Source organism: Spirosoma migulaei (assembly GCF_054776855.1).
The window spans coordinates 61,306-78,326 of sequence record NZ_BAAHBG010000028.1 but is presented as its reverse complement, the minus strand read 5'-3'; the positions used below and the strand labels follow the sequence as shown (position 1 = coordinate 78,326).

The 17,021-nt window shown below is 49.0% G+C and carries 12 protein-coding genes and 1 tRNA gene; 8 read left to right on the top strand and 5 right to left on the bottom strand.

Annotation, left to right across the window (positions count from 1 at the left end):
• Positions 1-159: 159 nt before the first annotated feature.
• Positions 160-1,476 (top strand): hypothetical protein, encoded by a 1,317-nt coding sequence (locus ACYVGO_RS28440; protein WP_460972180.1) that lies wholly within the window; start codon positions 160-162, stop codon positions 1,474-1,476.
• On the opposite strand, the gene ACYVGO_RS28435 is transcribed toward ACYVGO_RS28440, so the two are convergent.
• Positions 1,473-2,732, bottom strand: a complete 1,260-nt coding sequence (locus tag ACYVGO_RS28435) for a BaiN/RdsA family NAD(P)/FAD-dependent oxidoreductase (protein WP_460972179.1) — start codon at positions 2,730-2,732, stop codon at positions 1,473-1,475. The two genes, ACYVGO_RS28440 and ACYVGO_RS28435, sit on opposite strands and share 4 nt — an antisense overlap.
• A gap of 111 nt (positions 2,733-2,843) precedes the next feature.
• Between ACYVGO_RS28435 and ACYVGO_RS28430 the strand changes: the two genes are divergently transcribed.
• A complete protein-coding gene (locus ACYVGO_RS28430; protein ID WP_460972178.1) occupies positions 2,844-3,905 on the top strand; it encodes a DNA/RNA non-specific endonuclease in 1,062 nt (353 codons plus the stop codon).
• 153 nt (positions 3,906-4,058) lie between these two features.
• Here ACYVGO_RS28430 and ACYVGO_RS28425 read toward each other — a convergent pair whose 3' ends face one another.
• Positions 4,059-4,763 carry a prohibitin family protein gene (locus ACYVGO_RS28425; protein ID WP_460972177.1) on the bottom strand — a complete coding sequence of 235 codons (705 nt, stop codon included), beginning with the start codon at positions 4,761-4,763 and terminating at the stop codon, positions 4,059-4,061.
• 105 nt (positions 4,764-4,868) lie between these two features.
• Positions 4,869-6,131 (bottom strand): asparagine synthetase B, encoded by a 1,263-nt coding sequence (locus ACYVGO_RS28420; RefSeq protein ID WP_460972176.1) that lies wholly within the window; start codon positions 6,129-6,131, stop codon positions 4,869-4,871.
• A gap of 158 nt (positions 6,132-6,289) precedes the next feature.
• Here ACYVGO_RS28420 and ACYVGO_RS28415 point away from each other — a divergent pair, with 158 nt between their 5' ends.
• The 6 genes from ACYVGO_RS28415 (at position 6,290) to ACYVGO_RS28390 (ending at position 14,180) form a co-directional block, all read left to right on the top strand.
• Positions 6,290-7,528: an ABC transporter permease gene (locus tag ACYVGO_RS28415; protein WP_142774173.1), complete on the top strand. Its 1,239-nt coding sequence runs from the start codon at positions 6,290-6,292 to the stop codon at positions 7,526-7,528.
• A 122-nt stretch (positions 7,529-7,650) separates the two neighbouring features.
• Positions 7,651-7,734, top strand: a tRNA-Leu gene (locus ACYVGO_RS28410).
• 1,204 nt (positions 7,735-8,938) lie between these two features.
• On the top strand, positions 8,939-12,490 hold the full coding sequence (locus ACYVGO_RS28405) for a carboxypeptidase-like regulatory domain-containing protein (RefSeq protein ID WP_460972175.1): 3,552 nt from the start codon (positions 8,939-8,941) through the stop codon (positions 12,488-12,490).
• Between the two features lie 307 nt (positions 12,491-12,797).
• Entirely contained in the window at positions 12,798-12,995 is a 198-nt protein-coding gene (locus ACYVGO_RS28400) for a hypothetical protein (RefSeq protein WP_142774165.1), read from the top strand.
• Positions 12,996-13,083: 88 nt separating this feature from the next.
• A complete protein-coding gene (locus ACYVGO_RS28395; protein ID WP_460972173.1) occupies positions 13,084-13,470 on the top strand; it encodes a hypothetical protein in 387 nt (128 codons plus the stop codon).
• Between the two features lie 191 nt (positions 13,471-13,661).
• Positions 13,662-14,180, top strand: coding sequence for a glycoside hydrolase family protein (locus tag ACYVGO_RS28390; RefSeq protein ID WP_460972172.1), 519 nt, complete (start codon positions 13,662-13,664; stop codon positions 14,178-14,180).
• A 441-nt stretch (positions 14,181-14,621) separates the two neighbouring features.
• Here the strand turns inward: ACYVGO_RS28390 and ACYVGO_RS28385 are convergent, their stop codons facing one another.
• Both ACYVGO_RS28385 and ACYVGO_RS28380 read right to left on the bottom strand, forming a co-directional pair.
• Complete coding sequence (locus ACYVGO_RS28385; protein ID WP_460972171.1) at positions 14,622-15,815, bottom strand: n-acyl-d-glucosamine 2-epimerase; 1,194 nt, start codon at positions 15,813-15,815, stop codon at positions 14,622-14,624.
• A gap of 12 nt (positions 15,816-15,827) precedes the next feature.
• Positions 15,828-17,021, bottom strand: coding sequence for a sialidase family protein (locus ACYVGO_RS28380; RefSeq protein ID WP_460972170.1), 1,194 nt, complete (start codon positions 17,019-17,021; stop codon positions 15,828-15,830).

Sequence of the window (17,021 nt, the reverse complement as noted above, 5' to 3'; positions counted from 1 at the left end):
GTTTGCTGGGGATGAACGGTAGTTTATCCGCGCAAGCCTGCCTGATTTGTTTATTCATACTAAGTTAAAAATATATTGATAGCAGGTTATTTATACGACAAAATAATCCACTGAAAAGTCGTATTTTAGAGAAAACTTTAGAAAGCCCTAACAACCTGCATGAATGCATTGATGGCACTCGGTTTTAGTGAACCCGAGCCAATAAATCGCCTACAAATTTACCAAACTGAGTATACCAAAGAACAGGCGGAGCAAGCCAATCTTGCCTTCGATGAATCCGTAACCCAATACCTGCGCCAGTGGATCGAGCAGGGTACGGTAGCAGGTGCAGACCGGAGTGTAGAGGTTGAACACGACACCGAAGAATTTATTCAACAAGGAGCCTTACGCAGTTATTTTAAGCATCATGATGATGCCCTGGAGCGCTTGCTCCAGCAGGATGCTATTGCCCAGCACCTGTTGCGCTCCAGTAATCAGGTTTATTTTGAGCCAGACGCCTACGAGCCGTTACTGGCAAAATTTGAAAAACGCATTTATAATCTAGCTGCCCATCGCGAACATCTGGAAGTGCCATTTCGGTACAGCCCAACCAGTCGGCAGGGGGCTTATGGCGACTCGGTGAGTTTTGCTGATATGCCCGCTGGTGAAGCCCGGGAAGATATTGGCTACTATTTTGGCACCCGACGGTCGGATACAACGGCCTTGAATCTGATTGCCCGTCAGCTTCGACACGAAGCCTTATTCTCAACCCTGCTACCCATTCATGTAGTAACAGAAGGGTATATGGAAGATTCACTGCGGGCCATTAAAACAATGACCGAGCGACTTCAGGCGGAAAGCCATCAGCAACTTCATTGTTTTGTTGTACAACGCCGTCATGCTGCCGATGATCGCCATTTGGGAGCCGCATTATTACTGATGAACACGCAACAGCCTGATCTGCCCCAGCGTGTTCTCTTCTGTGATACCTTGAAGCCAAACGGAAAACCACCCTGGTGGGACAAGTTTAAGCGATACGTAGATACTGTATTTCCCCAACCAGTTGGTAGTCCCGCTGCTTCGGAGCGATTGGAAGATGGTGGACTCAATCTCCAGCGCCTGCACGATGGTGTACCCATACGGCATCAGGATATCGACTGCGCTTTTTATACAGCCTCCATGGCCCGTGCACTTATCCAGATTACCAAACTATCGCCCGAGCTCATTAGTGGCTCGATCGAAGAACTGGTAAGTCGGATGACGGAACGCATGCCGGAATACTTTGCCCAGATAAACGTACCCAAATCGCCGGAGCTCGTGCGCCAGGTAAACGTTATACGAAGATGGCAAACAGGGCAGGAAGCTTTGATCGAACTTCAGCGCGCCTATCAGTCTACATTATCTGCCCGACAATCGACTCAACTGGATGCCAATGATCCGAGTTGGGATCTGGGAGATCAATCGGATGCGAATCTGGATCTATCGTCTGCCGCCTAACTAGCTGAACTCGGCTGTAATGAAGACGCTTTATTGCCGATAGCTAACCCGGCAATAAAGCCTGTGGTCCAGGCATTCTGGAAATTGAAGCCGCCTGTGATGCCATCAACGTCCAGCACTTCTCCCGCAAAAAACAGTCCCGGCTGGGCTTTGCTTTCCAGGGTTTGCTGGTTCAGTCCATCGAGTGAAATGCCACCACAGGTCACAAACTCATCTTTGAACGTCGTTTTTCCTGATACCTGAAACTGACTGTTAATGATGCGTTCTGCTAATCGATTCAGGAGCTTGGCGGGCAGGTCGGCCCAGCGTTGCAGATCTGAAATGCCTGCTTCTACCGCAAATGCCTGCCATAATCGGGATGGTAAGCCGAAGGGATTCTGGGAAACAACTTGTTTTCGGCCATTTTGCTGGCGGAAATCCTGCAACTTGCTGCGAAGCGAATTATCGTTCAGATCGGGCGTCCAGTTGATACGGAGTGTGAAACGGTAATGAGCATCGGCCAGCTCGCGGGCTGCCCAGGCGGATAATCGCAATATAGCCGGACCACTGAATCCCCAGTGGGTGATCAGAACTGGGCCGCGTTGCTCTTGCTTGGTTTCCAGCACATACACCTTAGCGTCGGGCACCGACACGCCGGCCAGCGGCAACAAATAACTATCCGGCGTATTGAACGTAAATAACGAAGGAACTGGCGAAAGAAGCGGCTCTGTTTGTTCTGGAAGCCAGCTGTAGGACGTTAGTTGCGGGTAGCCACCCGTGGCAATAAGCACCCGGTCGGCGATGAGCGTTTCGTTCGTGAGCAACTCGACAGACCATCGTGAGGAGCCATTCCGCCGAAGAGTAGCAACTCCGCAACTGGTACGAACCTGAATACCTAACTGGCGGGCGGTGTTGAGCAAACAATCGACAATTGTTTCGGAGGTATTGGTGGCTGGAAACATACGCCCGTCGGCTTCGGTTTTCAGCTTAACCCCCCTACGCTCGAACCAGTCAACGGTAGAAGCAGCATCGAACTGGCTGAGCAGGGATCGTAAGGGTTTCTCGCCACGGGGATAGTATTTTATCAACTTCCGGTTATCAAAGCAGGCATGGGTAACATTGCAACGGCCCCCGCCCGAGATGCGGACTTTATTCAGTACAGTACGGTTTTTTTCGAGAATGGTAACGGTAGCGTTGGGAAAGGTTTCTGCAGCCGTAATTGCCCCGAAAAAGCCAGCGGCCCCGCCACCGATAACAATAATATTCAGAGATGACATGGGAGAAAAACAGCACTTTGAGGTTTACAGTTCAAGGTTTACGTATAGGTGGTATGTGAATTGACGAGGGCCATAAATCCAAAACCGTAAACCGTTTGTAGATTTACACTTATGTTCGTCAAACCTCGATTTTCGACCCAAAAATACGCTCGTAAGGGCTTCCGCCTACGGGGCAACACGCTGGTTATGCTATTCGTGTTTTTCCTGATCGGGCTTTTTCTTCACTACGGTGGCCGGACCCAGCCCGTTGTGGCGTTCTGGAATGACTTTCGGCAGATGATTGGTTTGGGTCGATCCCGATCAGACCGGGAGGATTCTAACCCCTACAAAGCGCCTGAGCCCAACTCAGATGAGACTACCGACAAGCGGGGAGGAGGGAAGTCATCGTCCTCCGATGAAAGTGAAGCCAGCGATGTAAATTCGAACAAGCCCTCGGAGGCATCTTCGGGTAACCAGCGGTTTGATTTTGAAAAACAGGTCGATTTCCTGTTGCCGATATCCAGGGCTAATGGTGAGTTGATTCGTCATGAAGGTTATACGCTTAGCTATCGGGATCAATATAAAGATGCGGAATGGGTGGCTTACCCGCTACTTGCCTACGAAACTACGGGCGACGCCGACCGAAAATACGAACAGTTCAAACCCGACCCATCCGTTGAAAACGGGACTGCGCTCCCTGCCGACTATACCCGTTCTGGCTATGATCGAGGGCATCTGGCCCCGGCTGCCGACTTTAAGTTTTCGCAGCGAATGATGCGGGAGACGTTCTTTATGAGCAATATCACACCGCAGGAGCCTCAGTTTAATCGGGGTATTTGGAGTGATCTCGAAAACCAGGTGCGGTTGTGGGCCCGGCGCGATAATGGACTTTATGTCGTGACAGGGCCGGTGTTAAAGCCCGGTTTGCCCACTATTGGGAAAAGTAATGAAGTAAGCGTACCTGCTAAGTTTTATAAAGTTATTCTGTATTGCAATAAGCCCGAAATTCGGATGATTGGCTTTTTGCTCAATAATGAAGGGTCCACCAACTCGATAAAAGACTTTGTTGTGCCTGTGGATCTTATAGAACAACTAACGGGACTCGACTTCTTTCCGAAAATCCCTGATGATCTGGAACGGAAACTTGAAAGCAAAGGCCGTGAAGAAGTTGTTGATGAATGGTTTGATAATTGACCCTTAATTAGGCTACAGGTTTCGTGTTCATGGGTTAGCAACTTTAGCTGGAACACGAAACCTGAACGTTGAATGAGTCTATTGTCCGTTTGGACTAATTAACATTGGCGTTTTTCCGTCTGTGACTATAATTTTCGCATTAGGGGAAGCCGCCTACTGCCTGAAGGCTTCGATGGTTTTATACTCGATGAGCTGCTTGTTAAGTCCTTCTGAAATAATCTTTTGTGAGTCGGCAATTCCTTTTGCTTCAATTACTTTTCGATCGGCTTCTTTACGCTCTTTCATCAGGACAAACTCCATTTGCTGGGCCTGTTGCTCCGCTTCGAGCTTTTGTTCAATGGATTGTGCAAGTCCTTTGGGTAGCTGAATGCTTTTCATCAGAACACTCTCCACCACAATACCCCGTTTCTCCAGCACGGTGTGCATTTCGGCCGCAATTTCTTTTTCGATCTCTTCCCGCTGACCGGTGTACATATCTTTGGCAAAATATCGGGCGCAAACGTCCGTAGCTGCTGATCGGAATACACTGACAATGACTACATTTTCGTAGCGGTCACCAATGGTAGAAAGTACTTCGGGAGCTTTTTCGGGTAGAACGCGGTAGAGGACAGCCATTTCGGCTGTTATGTTCAGCCCTTCTTTTGACGGAATGTTTTCGAGGGCAAGCGGCAGATTGATGGTGCGGGTTGGCACCTTAATGATGGTTGTTGTAAAGGGATTGTAGGTATGTACGCCCGATCCGCGGACAACTGGATCTAATTTCCCCAGCTTGCGTTTAACGCCAACTTCACCCTGACGAATGGTTGTACAACTGGTTAGTAACAGGGCAGTCAGAATGTATGCTATAAGCTTTTTCATGGTAGATAACGAAAAATGAATTGATTCGCTAACTACCCGACTGATCATTAAAGCCTGAGTAAAAATAAGTTAAGTTGTTGTTAAAGTTGATATGACTCAGTCCTCCTACGTTTTCTGCTTCTTCTTCTTAGCCGCTGGGAACAGAATATTATTCAGGATCAGGCGATAGCCAGCTGAATTAGGATGCAGATTCAGATCTGTAGGTTCTTCGCCGATTTCGTGCCGATAGTCTTCAGGATCGTGGCCACCATAGAATGTAAAGAAGCCACGGCCATAAGGCGAGTGAACATAACGAGCCTCGCCCGCCGAGCGATTTTCGGCCATGATGACCACTTCGGGCTTAATCAGGTTTTTCTTGAACGCGGTTGTCTGACCCATAAATCCCTTAATCACGTTCAGGTGGTTTTGGGTTAGCATGGTTGGAATAGGATCATACTTGGCCGAGAACTGAAAGAGCGTAAAGTAGTCATTGTGTTCGCTCAGGCCGCGCTCTTCGGGTTGGTTGTCGATGTTGGAGAACTCGATCAGGTAAGGATTCGTATAGACCTGGAAGTTACGAAACGCAAACGTCTGGCTGTAATCCAATTTGCTATTGGCGTTGGGGTCGGCAGGATCACCATCGTAAAACGAATCGACAATATCGGTGTTGTGAGAGGCCAGTGCGATGTCGTAGGTATCCGTAGCGTTACACATGGCAAACAGGTAGCCTCCACCCAGCACGAAATCACGAATTTTCTGGGCTACCGCCAATTTTAACTGGGGCACTTTCGTGAAGCCAAACTTATGCGCAATTGTTTCGGCTTCGCGTTTCTGAGCAATGTACCAGGGCTGATCTTTGAAGTGGAAAAACTTGCCATATTGTCCCGTAAAATCCTCATGGTGCAAGTGTATCCAGTCATATTCGGGTAACTTGCCGTTCATCACTTCTTCATCGAAAACAACATCATAAGGAATTTCGGCGTAAGACATTACCATGGTTACGGCATCGTCCCAGGGTTGCTTTGTTTTGGGCGAATAAACAGCAACCTTGGGTGGTTTCTGCAATTTCACGGCATCCATATTGGCATCAGCAGCAGCAACCTCGCTTAAGATCTGTGCTGATTGGGCATCTGAAATTACCTCGTAACTAACCCCACGAATGACCATTTCGTTGATAAACGACTGACTTTGGGGGAGCATAAACGAACCACCCCGATAGTTGAGTAACCAGTCAATTTCGGTATCATGAACTTTCAGTACCCAATAGGCAATCCCATAGGCTTTGAGATGATTTTTCTGGGCATCATCCATAGGAATCAGGATTTTAGAGGCCCATGTCCGGCCCACCAGGGTCAGAATTAGGATAAGCGGTAACAGCAGCCGTTTCATTGGTTTCCCTATTAAGAATGCTCGTGGTAGTTTTGTAATAACGAAAGATAAGCAAATATTGTGCAAAAAATAGGAGGAAGGGGAGGAAAGGGAATAAAGGGAGAATGTATGGTCAACTTCCTTTCCTCCTGCCTCCCTTTCCTCCCTTCTCCTTTTTCATGAATCTACTCGAAAACATACGCGAAGGGTTGCGGTCGATTGCTGGTAACCGACTTCGGACTATTCTGACTTCACTCATTATTGCCATTGGTATTACCTCGTTGGTGGGTATTCTGACGGCTATTGAGGGTATTCAGAGTTCAGTGAATAGTAGTTTTGAAGGACTAGGAGCCAATACATTTAGCATTGTAGCCCGACAGGATGCATTCCGACGGGGGGGGCGGGTACAGCGGCAGGATGCACCGATCGATTATTTTGATGCGGTTCAGTTCAAACGCCGATTTCCGTATGGGGCTACCATTTCTGTTTCGTCTGTGGTGGCCGGGGCCGCTCAGGCTAAATTCGGATCGAAGAAAACAAACCCGAACATTCAGCTTACCGGGGGCGACGATGCCTACCTGAATGTGAAAGGATTCACGATGGAAACTGGTCGTAACCTAACGCCGAATGATCTGACTGCCGCTCGCAACGTGGCCATAATTGGCAGTGAAGTGGCGAATACCTTATTCGAGAGGAAGTTGAACCCGATTAATCAGGTCATACGGGTGGCTGGAAACCAGTATAAAATTGTGGGTGTGTTGGCCAAGAAAGGAGGGTTCTCGGGTGGGGGCGATGATCGGATCATCCTGATTCCGCTCGATAATGCCCGGGCCCTGGCAGGGAGCCAGCAACTGACATTCGATATTACCGCATCAGTACCCACCGTATCAGATCAGGATGAAGCTGTTGACGAAGCACGGGGCACAATGCGGTTAGTTCGGCGTGATCAACTTGGCCAACCTGATTCCTTCGAGATTGAGCGAGCCGATGATCTGGCGAAGGAAACGGAGAACATAACCGGTTATTTGCGGATTGGCGGGTTTGGTATTGGTTTCATTACCTTACTCGGTGCTTCTATTGCGTTGCTGAACATCATGCTGGTATCCGTTACCGAACGGACCCGCGAAATAGGCATTCGGAAATCGCTCGGGGCTACCCCCCAACGTATTCGGGAGCAGTTCCTGATTGAAGCCATTGTTATTTGCATTCTTGGTGGAGTAGGCGGTGTTCTATTGGGCCTGGGGGTAGGTAACCTGATTTCGGGTGTGATCAGCCAGGGAAAAGGCGGCTTTGTTGTGCCCTGGGCCTGGATGGGACTGGGTCTTGTGGTCTGTATAACGGTTGGGCTGTTTGCTGGAATTTACCCGGCCGTGCGAGCCTCCAAATTAGACCCGATTGATGCATTACGGTATGAGTAGAAAGTCAGGAAAGGAGAAATAATGAAGATTTCTTTTCTTTCTCCTTTCTCCTTTCCTTCTTTCTCCTTACTTTTGCAGCCACGTTTGACAAACGCATCTCTGGAAACAGAGACGATTCTGTCGCCGGGATGGCGGAATCGGTAGACGCGATGGTCTCAAACACCATTGTCTGCAAGGACATGCCGGTTCGAGTCCGGCTCCCGGTACAAAAGGCTCTAACAAGGGCAAACAAGAGAAAGTAAAAGCCACTGATTATCAGTGGCTTTTGTGTTTTTAGGGCTTTCTGCTTTCTGCTTTCTCCTGTTTCCTGGGGGGCTGTTTCGCCGGACACTTTATTTATGAAGCTTGGCCAAAACAGCCTGGTAAAATTGATTGGCAAACGCAATGAGAGAACCGTAGCCTAACAACGAATGTAACCTACGGATTTAATAATACCCGTGCTCCCAAGTCTCGGCCTGAATTCGTTAACAATTCATGGCGAGTATTCCGCAAATCAAAAATACGGCGTCAATCCCCGGCTATCTTCCAGTAAACGGCTCTTAGTCGATTAAGAGCTTAAGAAAATGGTAATTGCTATGATGGGTTCACCATTACTAACCAGCCTCAACATATCGGCCCGCGAAGGCAGCCCCGTTAAATCCGGTGGTATACTTTCTTTCGGATGTCGGGGTGATTTATTGTACACGAAGTTATTTAAGGTTCGTGTCTGGATTTTTAGAAATACATCAAGTTGCTGACAATGAATGTGAAACCCGGCCGGAGTTTATTAAATGGCGATTTAGTAACTCAACCAATTATATGTTTTTACGTTAGATGACTAATAGCCATGTTTTACAATTGGCAATACATATATGGGTTCTTAAAAGTTAGTCTCTTTGGGACTAACTTTTTTTATTAAAAATGATAACCATTTATTAACTATTGAGTCTTAATAGTAAATACCCATATATGTAAAGAAGCGCCTGATAAACCTATAGACGTTTTGATAATTTTGCACCATGGCAAAAAAATATCCCATTTCGTTTATTGGTAAGTCAGGCGCATTTTGCAAAAGCCAGAAACAAAGGGATTGAAGCTGGTTATTTGGATTTGGGCCGGAATTAATGCGCTTTTTTGCGAGTTCCTGCGTACTATAGTTGTAGTATCATAGAATAGAGGTTCGTTGATTTTCCACTGCTGCCAGCCAGCACGCTATACACTTTTTTCTATCCTTAGAGTTCACCTTGCCAGCGAATGGGCGAAGAGGTCCTCGATCCACTCGCATTGATCCCTAATAGTCAGGGAAGTTAGAGGTCCCAGATTAGCACACCTTTAGCAACCCCCACTCATTTATTGACGGACTATGGGCTAGTACAGCCATAGGTATAAGTACGTTTCGGAGCCCTTTTTAGAGGGCTTAATTGACTACCTATGCGTTGCTCATTCTTCTTCGGCTGGATAACTGCCGTTCTACTGCTGGGGTCGACCCATCTGGCATATGGACAGTCGACAGCCGTACTAACTGGTACTGTAACGGATGCCACGACGGGGAAACCTATGCCGTTTGCCAATGTCTATGTGAATGGCAGCACGCGGGGGGCTGTCACCGACGAAAAAGGGGCGTTTACCCTGGCTGGAATTTCACTGGGTACGGTTGAGGTGGTTGCCTCGTTTATTGGCTATCAGGCTGACAAACGCACTTACAGATTTGATAATGCGTCTCCACAAAAAGCCAGTTTTCGGCTGAAAGCAAGTGAACAAACGCTGGATGCCGTAACCGTACGGGGTAATCCGAAGCAATGGGAACGGCAGTTACGTCAGTTTAAAAAGCAACTCTTCGGAGAGCCCTTTGGCGGACAGTGTGTGCTTGTCAACAGCGAAGTTCTCCATTTTAACGAGGATAAAGATCATTTATATGCAACGGCTAGTGAGCCATTAATAATTGATAACCAGGCGCTGGGCTATCGACTGGTTTATGATTTGCAACAGTTCAGAGCAACTACATCAGGCGAGGTTTATTATGCGGGTACGGCCCGTTTTGACGAACTAAAACCCGAGAACGAACGGCAAGCCGACCGATTCCGGCGTAACCGGTTGGCTGCTTACAAAGGATCTATTCGCCATTTAATGGCTAGCCTGACTGATAATACGTTCGAACAGGCAGGTTTTCTGGTCTATCAGGAAGATATCACCAAACCAATTCCCATTGAACAGCGGTCAATTACGCTTTCCGCTGCGGTTAGCGACTATAAGCGTTTGATTCCAGTTAAGGTCTCTGCCTTGATTCAATCCGGTAAGCTATCGACCGAACGACGATTGGTTTCGCCCATGAAACTGATCGTATTCTATACGAATGCGAACTCGGGTTTTTCGCCTTATCCCGATGCTCGCTACGCCTATACGGAAATGAGACTGCCTAGTGGCCAGCTGCAAATGACCGTCGATGGGGTTATTACGATGCCTGAAGGTATGGACGTAAAAGGCTCGATGGGTAATGACCGGCTATCGACCATGTTGCCCGCCGACTGGAAAGTTAAAGGCAATGAGAAAGAGACGCTTACGAACGGCCCATTAGCCCTACAGGGGAAACTCGTGCCACCTGATGCTCGTATGGGACGTATCGCTACGGATTTCAGTGAACGATTCAAATTGTTGGCTCCCAGCTTGTTTGTGCACATCGATAAACCGGTTTACGCCACGGGCGATCGGCTCTGGATGAGTACGTACCTGCTTGATGCTGTCAATCATCAGCGGGCCGATGGCGAAACGGCTATTCATGTCGATCTACTTTCTTCGGCAGGCAAGCTTGTTCAGCACCAGTGGGTACGCATCGTTGACGGACGTGGCGAAGGCAATTTTCGCCTGTCGGATACGCTCAAAACGGGGACCTATCGCCTGCGCGCCTATACCGATGAAGATGACGCCCAGCGACGCCCTGCTTTCGAACGGTCTGTGGCTATCTATAATCTGTTTCGGAACGAGGTAGCCATACGTAATGATTCGGTTCCGCAGCCCGTAGATGTTCAGATTTTGCCGGAAGGGGGGCGCTGGATTTCGGGATTGCCCGCGCGGCTGGGCGTAAAAATTGCCCAGCCCAATGGACATGGCTTGCCCATCGCGGGACGTATTGTCGACGACCTGGGCGCTGAAGTCGTTCGTTTCAAGACCAATCAGCAGGGAATGACCAGCGTGTTGATGGAGCCCAAGGCACAGCGGACGTATTACGCCGACCTAACGTACAACAACCAGTTGCAACACGTTCCGTTGCCCAAACCCGAACCGGAAGGGTTGTTGCTGTCGGCCGATGCGATCAGCGATACAACCCGCCTGGCGTTAACCATACTAAGTTCTAACCGGGCCGGTATCGACTCTGTGTATATCCTGATTCAGCAGCACGGTCGTGTGGTTGATCAGCGAAAAATTCTCCTGCAAAATGGGGTGGCGAAGATAAATCTGCCCATGATAACCTGGTTGCCGGGCCTTGCGCAAATCACCCTGTACGATGCCATCGCCAAACCCCAAGCCGAGCGATTAATTTATGTGCCCGAATTCATTGCGCCGGTACGCGTGCGGATGGGTCTAAACAAAACCCGGTATCAGCCCCGCGAGCAGGCCACTCTGAGCGTCAATCTGACTGATAACGGATTACCCGCACTGGCCGCTTTATCGGCGTCGATTACCGATGTAGGTCAAGTGCCTGATGATACCGCCGATGCCACGTTGCAGGCACACTTGTTGCTAACGGGCGAGCTTCGGGGACGTGTCGAAAATCCTAACCAATACGTCATGAATCACACGGCCCAAACCCGCCAAGCGCTGGACGATCTATTGTTAACGCAGGGCTGGCGACGGGTCAGTGGCACACCCGAAACAGATTCACTCGGTGGCGTATCGCTCAAAGGGCGCATTTTGACTACGAAGAATCAACCCATACCCGGCGCACAGCTAATTGTGGCGTCGACGGCACCTGGACAATCGTTCGTAAAATCGGCAGGCGCTGACGAACAGGGGCGCTTTCGACTGGCAGGCATGGCCATTACCGATACGATACAGTTACTGACGCGAATCGCTGATCATCGGTTAAAAAATATTCCGGCCAAAGAAGCCTTTCTGGTTCAGGAAGTGCCCGGCAACCGATGGGAATCTGGTACTCTAACAGTTGCGCCAAACTGGTCGATGTTGCGGGCTCAACTGGAAGCGGCTCGACTTCGGCAGGAAGCAAACGCCGATTCTTACCGCGATAAAACGGCGAAAGTTCTGAAAGAAGTGACAGTTCGAGCGCAGAAATTCGATAAAAGACCCGAGGATATTCAACAGCGCAGTTTACACAATGAAGCTGATGCCGTTATTGTGGTCGATGAGAAATCGCCATCCTACCAAAATCTATACGAAATGCTTCAGGGACGATTGACGGGTGTGACGGTTACACGAGAAGGAGCCGCAGTACCGCGTAGCTATAAGGTGTTTATGCGAGGTGTGGGTAGCTTTAAAAGTGGCATGCAGCCTTTGTATTTAATGGATGGTATGCCCATTGAGGACCCTGATGGAACTGCTTTATTTTTCTTCAGCCCAAGTGATATTGAACGTATCGAAGTGCTGAAAAGTGCAATTACGACGGGTACATACGGGGCTCGGGGCGGAAACGGAGTCATTGCTTTTTACACAAAAAGGGCACGGTCTATGCAGGGCAGTGCGAAGCCCACGGAAGGTATGACGCCGATCCAATTCATTGGCTACCCGTCGGTACAGCGCGAGTTCTACGTCCCACGCTATACTACAGAAGTAACGACCGACTCCATTTCCGGCTCCGTCGATTACCGGGATGTTCTCTACTGGAAACCACTCATGCAAACCGACAGCCAGGGGCGCAGCCAGCTACGTTTTCCGCTATCGGACGTAGTACGCACGCTGCGCGTGGTGATCCAGGGCGTTACCGCCGATGGTCGTCCGGTACTGGGCGTTCAGGTAATCCGGGTTCAATAACCTAATGATTTGTTTTCCCCAGCTTCATTACTTACATCTCATCTATAAACAAATACCTACATTCTTCAGGCTACATGATTCGTGACAGCCAATTGTAGTGCTTCTCCAATTCCAGGGCAGTCTTCATTTGTGCAATATTATTTTGCTATATATAATATAACTATAGTATATAGCTCGTATTTTTGCCCAAAATCAACAACAAGGATGAAGTGCCCTGTCGTCTTGATGCTACACTGGTCGTAACCGATTAGTGGGTAGGCAACCAGGTATTGATTGGTCAGCCCATCTGTTTATAAATTAGAGTAGTATGGTAACTAAAAGAAAACAGTTAATTCGTGTTGTGTTTGATGTACTGGATGAGACGAATCACAACATTCAGCAAAATGGAGATCTATCCGTTGCGGCTGCGGATCCAGATGAAGCGATTGACTGGGTCTTCGCTGAAATGCAGCGTCAGTTCAACCGGCCAGACATCCGGCTTTCGCGGGTACGTATTTGCGCTTGACATGACGACTAAATCGGCCCACTCATCAGTAACTATAGGTATACAGGTTGTTTAGGATATAATTAGCTCACCATGGTAAGTTTAACCCGTGAACCAACGTATACGCTTAGACGATCTTGATATCGCACCTTACAAAGACCTGATTCAGTCACTGGCCATTCAGTGGGTTCGGGCCGAACTACCTGCCCAGGGATTAACCTATGCCGATTACCTGACGGACATCAGGATACTTCTGCTGACAACCCAGGATCCGGATCGGACAACGGTTATTGTTCAGGCAGTGCTTGCCCAGGCGTCTGCGCTACATAAAACGTCGGGTTGGGTAGAGCAGGAACTCAAGTTCGAGGGGATGATCGAGGGGGCTGACCGGGTAGATTTTCTACGGCTCGATCTGCAACAGGCGGGGACCCTTGATGATGCGATGCTGGATGCCTTCAACGAACGAATGAACCGTTTTGTCAGCAGGGACGAGTAGAGTTGCTTAGCCACGAGGTTACTACCTATGAGATTTATCACTGGCTGATTGCTACCGATGAGGACTACGTCGTTACTCATTCTATTGATGATCACCCTGGGTGTTGCGCTGGCCCAACCTAAAAACGAAGTAACCCCCAGGATTTAGCTGGAATAGAACAGCTTAAACCAGGTAAGGATAAACCGGCCTGGATGCTGCCCTACTTTCGTCAGCGTTATTCCACAAGGATTGAAATTGATGCAAAGGGAAATACCATTGAGGTGCCTTTGCCAGACCCCATGCTGATTAATAAGCTGCACATAGCCTTATCGACAGATGGACGACATTGGACTCCATTAAACGACAATAAACCCGTATGGGATCAACATGGCCGGGATCCGTATGTTCGTAAAGGGCCTGATAGGCTTTGGCGAATATTGTCAACGGGAGGGGGGGAAGGTAACGACGGTGAACAAGTAGGACCAAGTTGTCTTTATATCACATCCAGGGATTTGATTTATTGGCAGGTTGAAGGGTCTTTGCCGTTGATGAAGGACGTACGAAATGAATCAGGAGCCTTAGCGGGTAATATTTGGGCTCCGTACGTTTTGTTCTGGTCTTCATCGTTTAAAGATGCAGGATGGAAAGAAAGTCGACTTTGGTCCTGTAGAACGCGGGACTGGCAGACATTTACCCCGCAACCGTATTTTTCAGCCCCCCTTATTCGGTGATCGACGGCACTTTGTTAGAACATAAAGGGACCTATTATCTCTTTCATAAAAAGGAGGAGTTTAGCGTGAATACCGGCGAACGAAGGGCTTCCGGGTTGCCACGGCAAAACGTCTTGAAGGACCTTATAACGTGATTGAGGGCCCGTTGAATAAGGGCCAAATTGTTCCGGTAATCACCGAAGGGCCAACGGTTAGTAAAGACCCCATCAGGTCAGGCAGGTTGTTGCTCTATGATTATTGTATGACGAGTCTCTTTGATACTTCGTATTCACCCGATTTACGTCACTGGACAGTTGAAAAGGAGTAAATTTCCCCTGACGCTCGTCATGGGTGTATTTCACGCTTAACCCCCGAAGAGGCTAAGACGTTACTTCATACGTATTCAACGAAGAATTGAGTAAGGACGAATGCCCTAAGCGGAAGAATACGGTTAGAATGGGCCTACTTAGCTGAATAGGTGTAGGCTGTATCTTTAAGATTTTCTAACGTTTGCCAGCACTGATACAGGCCGCGTGGTATGTGGAAACAACCTTTCCATTTCCCACCTTTTAAAGGTAGAAGCACCTCGCCCTGGCGGTTTAGATACCCGTACCATTCGCCATAAACCGGATCCGGGAAATGCGCCCAGGTATAGGCATGTACGCGCTCAAACCAGCTCCAGCAGCCTTGATTACTCGTTTTCTGATAGCCCTTTAGTAACGTAACGAGTGTTTCAACATGTACCCACCAAAGCTTTTGATCCCATTCCAATTGCTGAGGTGGATGCCCCTGACTATCCATAAAATAAAAGAGGCCGCCATGTTGGGTATCCCAGGCGTAGTCCAGTGTATTGAGCGTAATACGAACGGCCTTATCGAGCAGTGCCTGGTCATTTCGTCGGGTGGCCAGATCCATGATGAACCACATGGCTTCAATAGCGTGACCGGGGTTGAGCAAACGGCCTTCGAAACTGTCTGAAAACTGGCCATCGGGCGTAACGTTTTCTCGAATTAAACCTAAGTCCGGATCGTAGAAAACAGCCATCACTTCATGAATGCATTCGTCAATGGTCTGGTCGACTAACTGACGATCGAGCAGGTGTTCGATTTCCAGCGAGAGGTTGCACAGAATCATAGGCAGCGCAAAATTCTTGAGCGACCGCGTGCCCACAACCGCTTTATTCCACGCCCCCTTTGGGTTGTCACGCCGACGCAGAATCTGCTCAAAGGTCGATTTGGCAATCTGGGCGTATTCGTCATTCCCCGTTGCTACGGATAACTGCCCGAACGCCATCGTCGCGAAACAGTCCGAAAAAATATTGTAGGGCTGCACCAGTGGCCGACCGTCGCGCGTCAACGAAAAATACCAGCTTCCATCATCGGCACGTCCGTATTTTTTCAGGAAATCGGCTCCGTGCTGAGCCATTGCCAGCCAATCAGAACGTTGTCCTATGCAATTGTACAGCATAGAAAATGTCCATACCTGACGGGCCTGAAGCCAGATGAATTTATCGGTGTCGTAGACGTTGCCCTGCTGATCGAGACAGGTAAAAAAGCCACCGTTCTGCTGATCGACAGAATGGGTCTGCCAGAACGGAATGACATCATTCAGTAAGGCGTCGCGGTAAAGTTGCGTATAGGTTTGTGTTGCAATCATGTCACAGATCAGTTAATGAATCAGCCACTCGTAGCGGAAGCGGGCGTAGGTGATTTTGGTATACTTGTCTTTTTCGTAGAGCACACCAATCATGGCATCCTGCTGAATGACCAGGTCGGAGTAGGCCGACGAACCCGCGTAAATGGATTTCCCGGCTGACCAGCTTTTACCATCATCCCGACTCACGCGAACCGTTAGATTCGTGCGGCTGGTCTGACTATTTGCATTGGAGAACAGGAGTACGCTTTGGCCGCTACGAGGCTGGTAATCAAGCATACTTCCCTGACAAACCGGGTCGGGCAAATCGGTAGCGACCACCACTGGTTCCCAGCGTTCTCCCCCTTTCGTGGATGCAGCCAGAAGTCGGTTTTTAACATCCCCCGACTGATTGCGGGCGTTCAGCAACAGATTCCCGTTGGTGGTTTCTGCCGCTGTACTTTCGTTGCCGCCGGGATAGGGGATGGTTGGCGAGAGTTTCCAGGTTTTTCCGTGATCGTCTGAGTAAAAGCCATGTGCCCGGTAATCGCGAAATTGGGGTTGAGGCTGGCCTTCGGAGTGATTAGCTGCAACAAAAATTCGTCCTTTGAAGTGCCCTTTTTGCAGTTGCAGTGCATGACCGGGCGTATTGGCATACGAGCGCCAGTCTTCGGGAAACGTATACGTCGGATTCACGTCTGGTTTATTGGGCCGGGATACCTGCGCTGTAATGTTAACTGGCTCCGACCAGCTTTGTCCGCCATCTGTACTGGTTTTGTACCACACGTCACGAACCGCCAGTCCTTTTCGAACATCGGCTTCGGAAGCTGTTCCCGTATTATAGAGTAAAAACAACCTGCCTTTGGAAAAACGAGGATCAGTCAGATCGAACACCGGGGCAGCATTTCCGGCCTGCATGGTACCAAAATCGACAACGGTTTTGAGCGGACTCCATGATTGCCCATTGTCGTTACTCGTCCGCAGTACAATATCGACATCGCCAAAGTCTCCACAATCCGTTCGGCGCCCTTCGGCAAACGCCAGCAGGGTTCCGTTTGGTGCTTTTACAATGGCTGGAATTCGGTAGCAGAGGTAGCCCCCTTCGCCATTTTGGAAAACTGTTGTTTCCTGAACAGCCTGATTGGCTGTATCCGCAGCCAGACCACCCTGTTGCGGTAGATTGGGTTGACAGGTTGTAAGGCCAACTGCCAATAGAAATGAATAGAACAT

Bases quoted from the DNA above. Each gene is read 5' to 3' on its own strand.
- ACYVGO_RS28400 (WP_142774165.1), top strand. From the start codon at position 12,798: ATGGTAACTAAAAGAAAACAGTTAATTCGTGTTGTGTTTGATGTACTG.
- ACYVGO_RS28430 (WP_460972178.1), top strand. From the start codon at position 2,844: ATGTTCGTCAAACCTCGATTTTCGACCCAAAAATACGCTCGTAAGGGC.
- ACYVGO_RS28405 (WP_460972175.1), top strand. From the start codon at position 8,939: ATGCGTTGCTCATTCTTCTTCGGCTGGATAACTGCCGTTCTACTGCTG.
- ACYVGO_RS28440 (WP_460972180.1), top strand. From the start codon at position 160: ATGAATGCATTGATGGCACTCGGTTTTAGTGAACCCGAGCCAATAAAT.
- ACYVGO_RS28425 (WP_460972177.1), bottom strand. From the start codon at position 4,763: ATGAAAAAGCTTATAGCATACATTCTGACTGCCCTGTTACTAACCAGT.
- ACYVGO_RS28420 (WP_460972176.1), bottom strand. From the start codon at position 6,131: ATGAAACGGCTGCTGTTACCGCTTATCCTAATTCTGACCCTGGTGGGC.
- ACYVGO_RS28390 (WP_460972172.1), top strand. From the start codon at position 13,662: ATGCTGCCCTACTTTCGTCAGCGTTATTCCACAAGGATTGAAATTGAT.
- ACYVGO_RS28380 (WP_460972170.1), bottom strand. From the start codon at position 17,021: ATGTTCTATTCATTTCTATTGGCAGTTGGCCTTACAACCTGTCAACCC.
- ACYVGO_RS28385 (WP_460972171.1), bottom strand. From the start codon at position 15,815: ATGATTGCAACACAAACCTATACGCAACTTTACCGCGACGCCTTACTG.
- ACYVGO_RS28415 (WP_142774173.1), top strand. From the start codon at position 6,290: ATGAATCTACTCGAAAACATACGCGAAGGGTTGCGGTCGATTGCTGGT.
- ACYVGO_RS28435 (WP_460972179.1), bottom strand. From the start codon at position 2,732: ATGTCATCTCTGAATATTATTGTTATCGGTGGCGGGGCCGCTGGCTTT.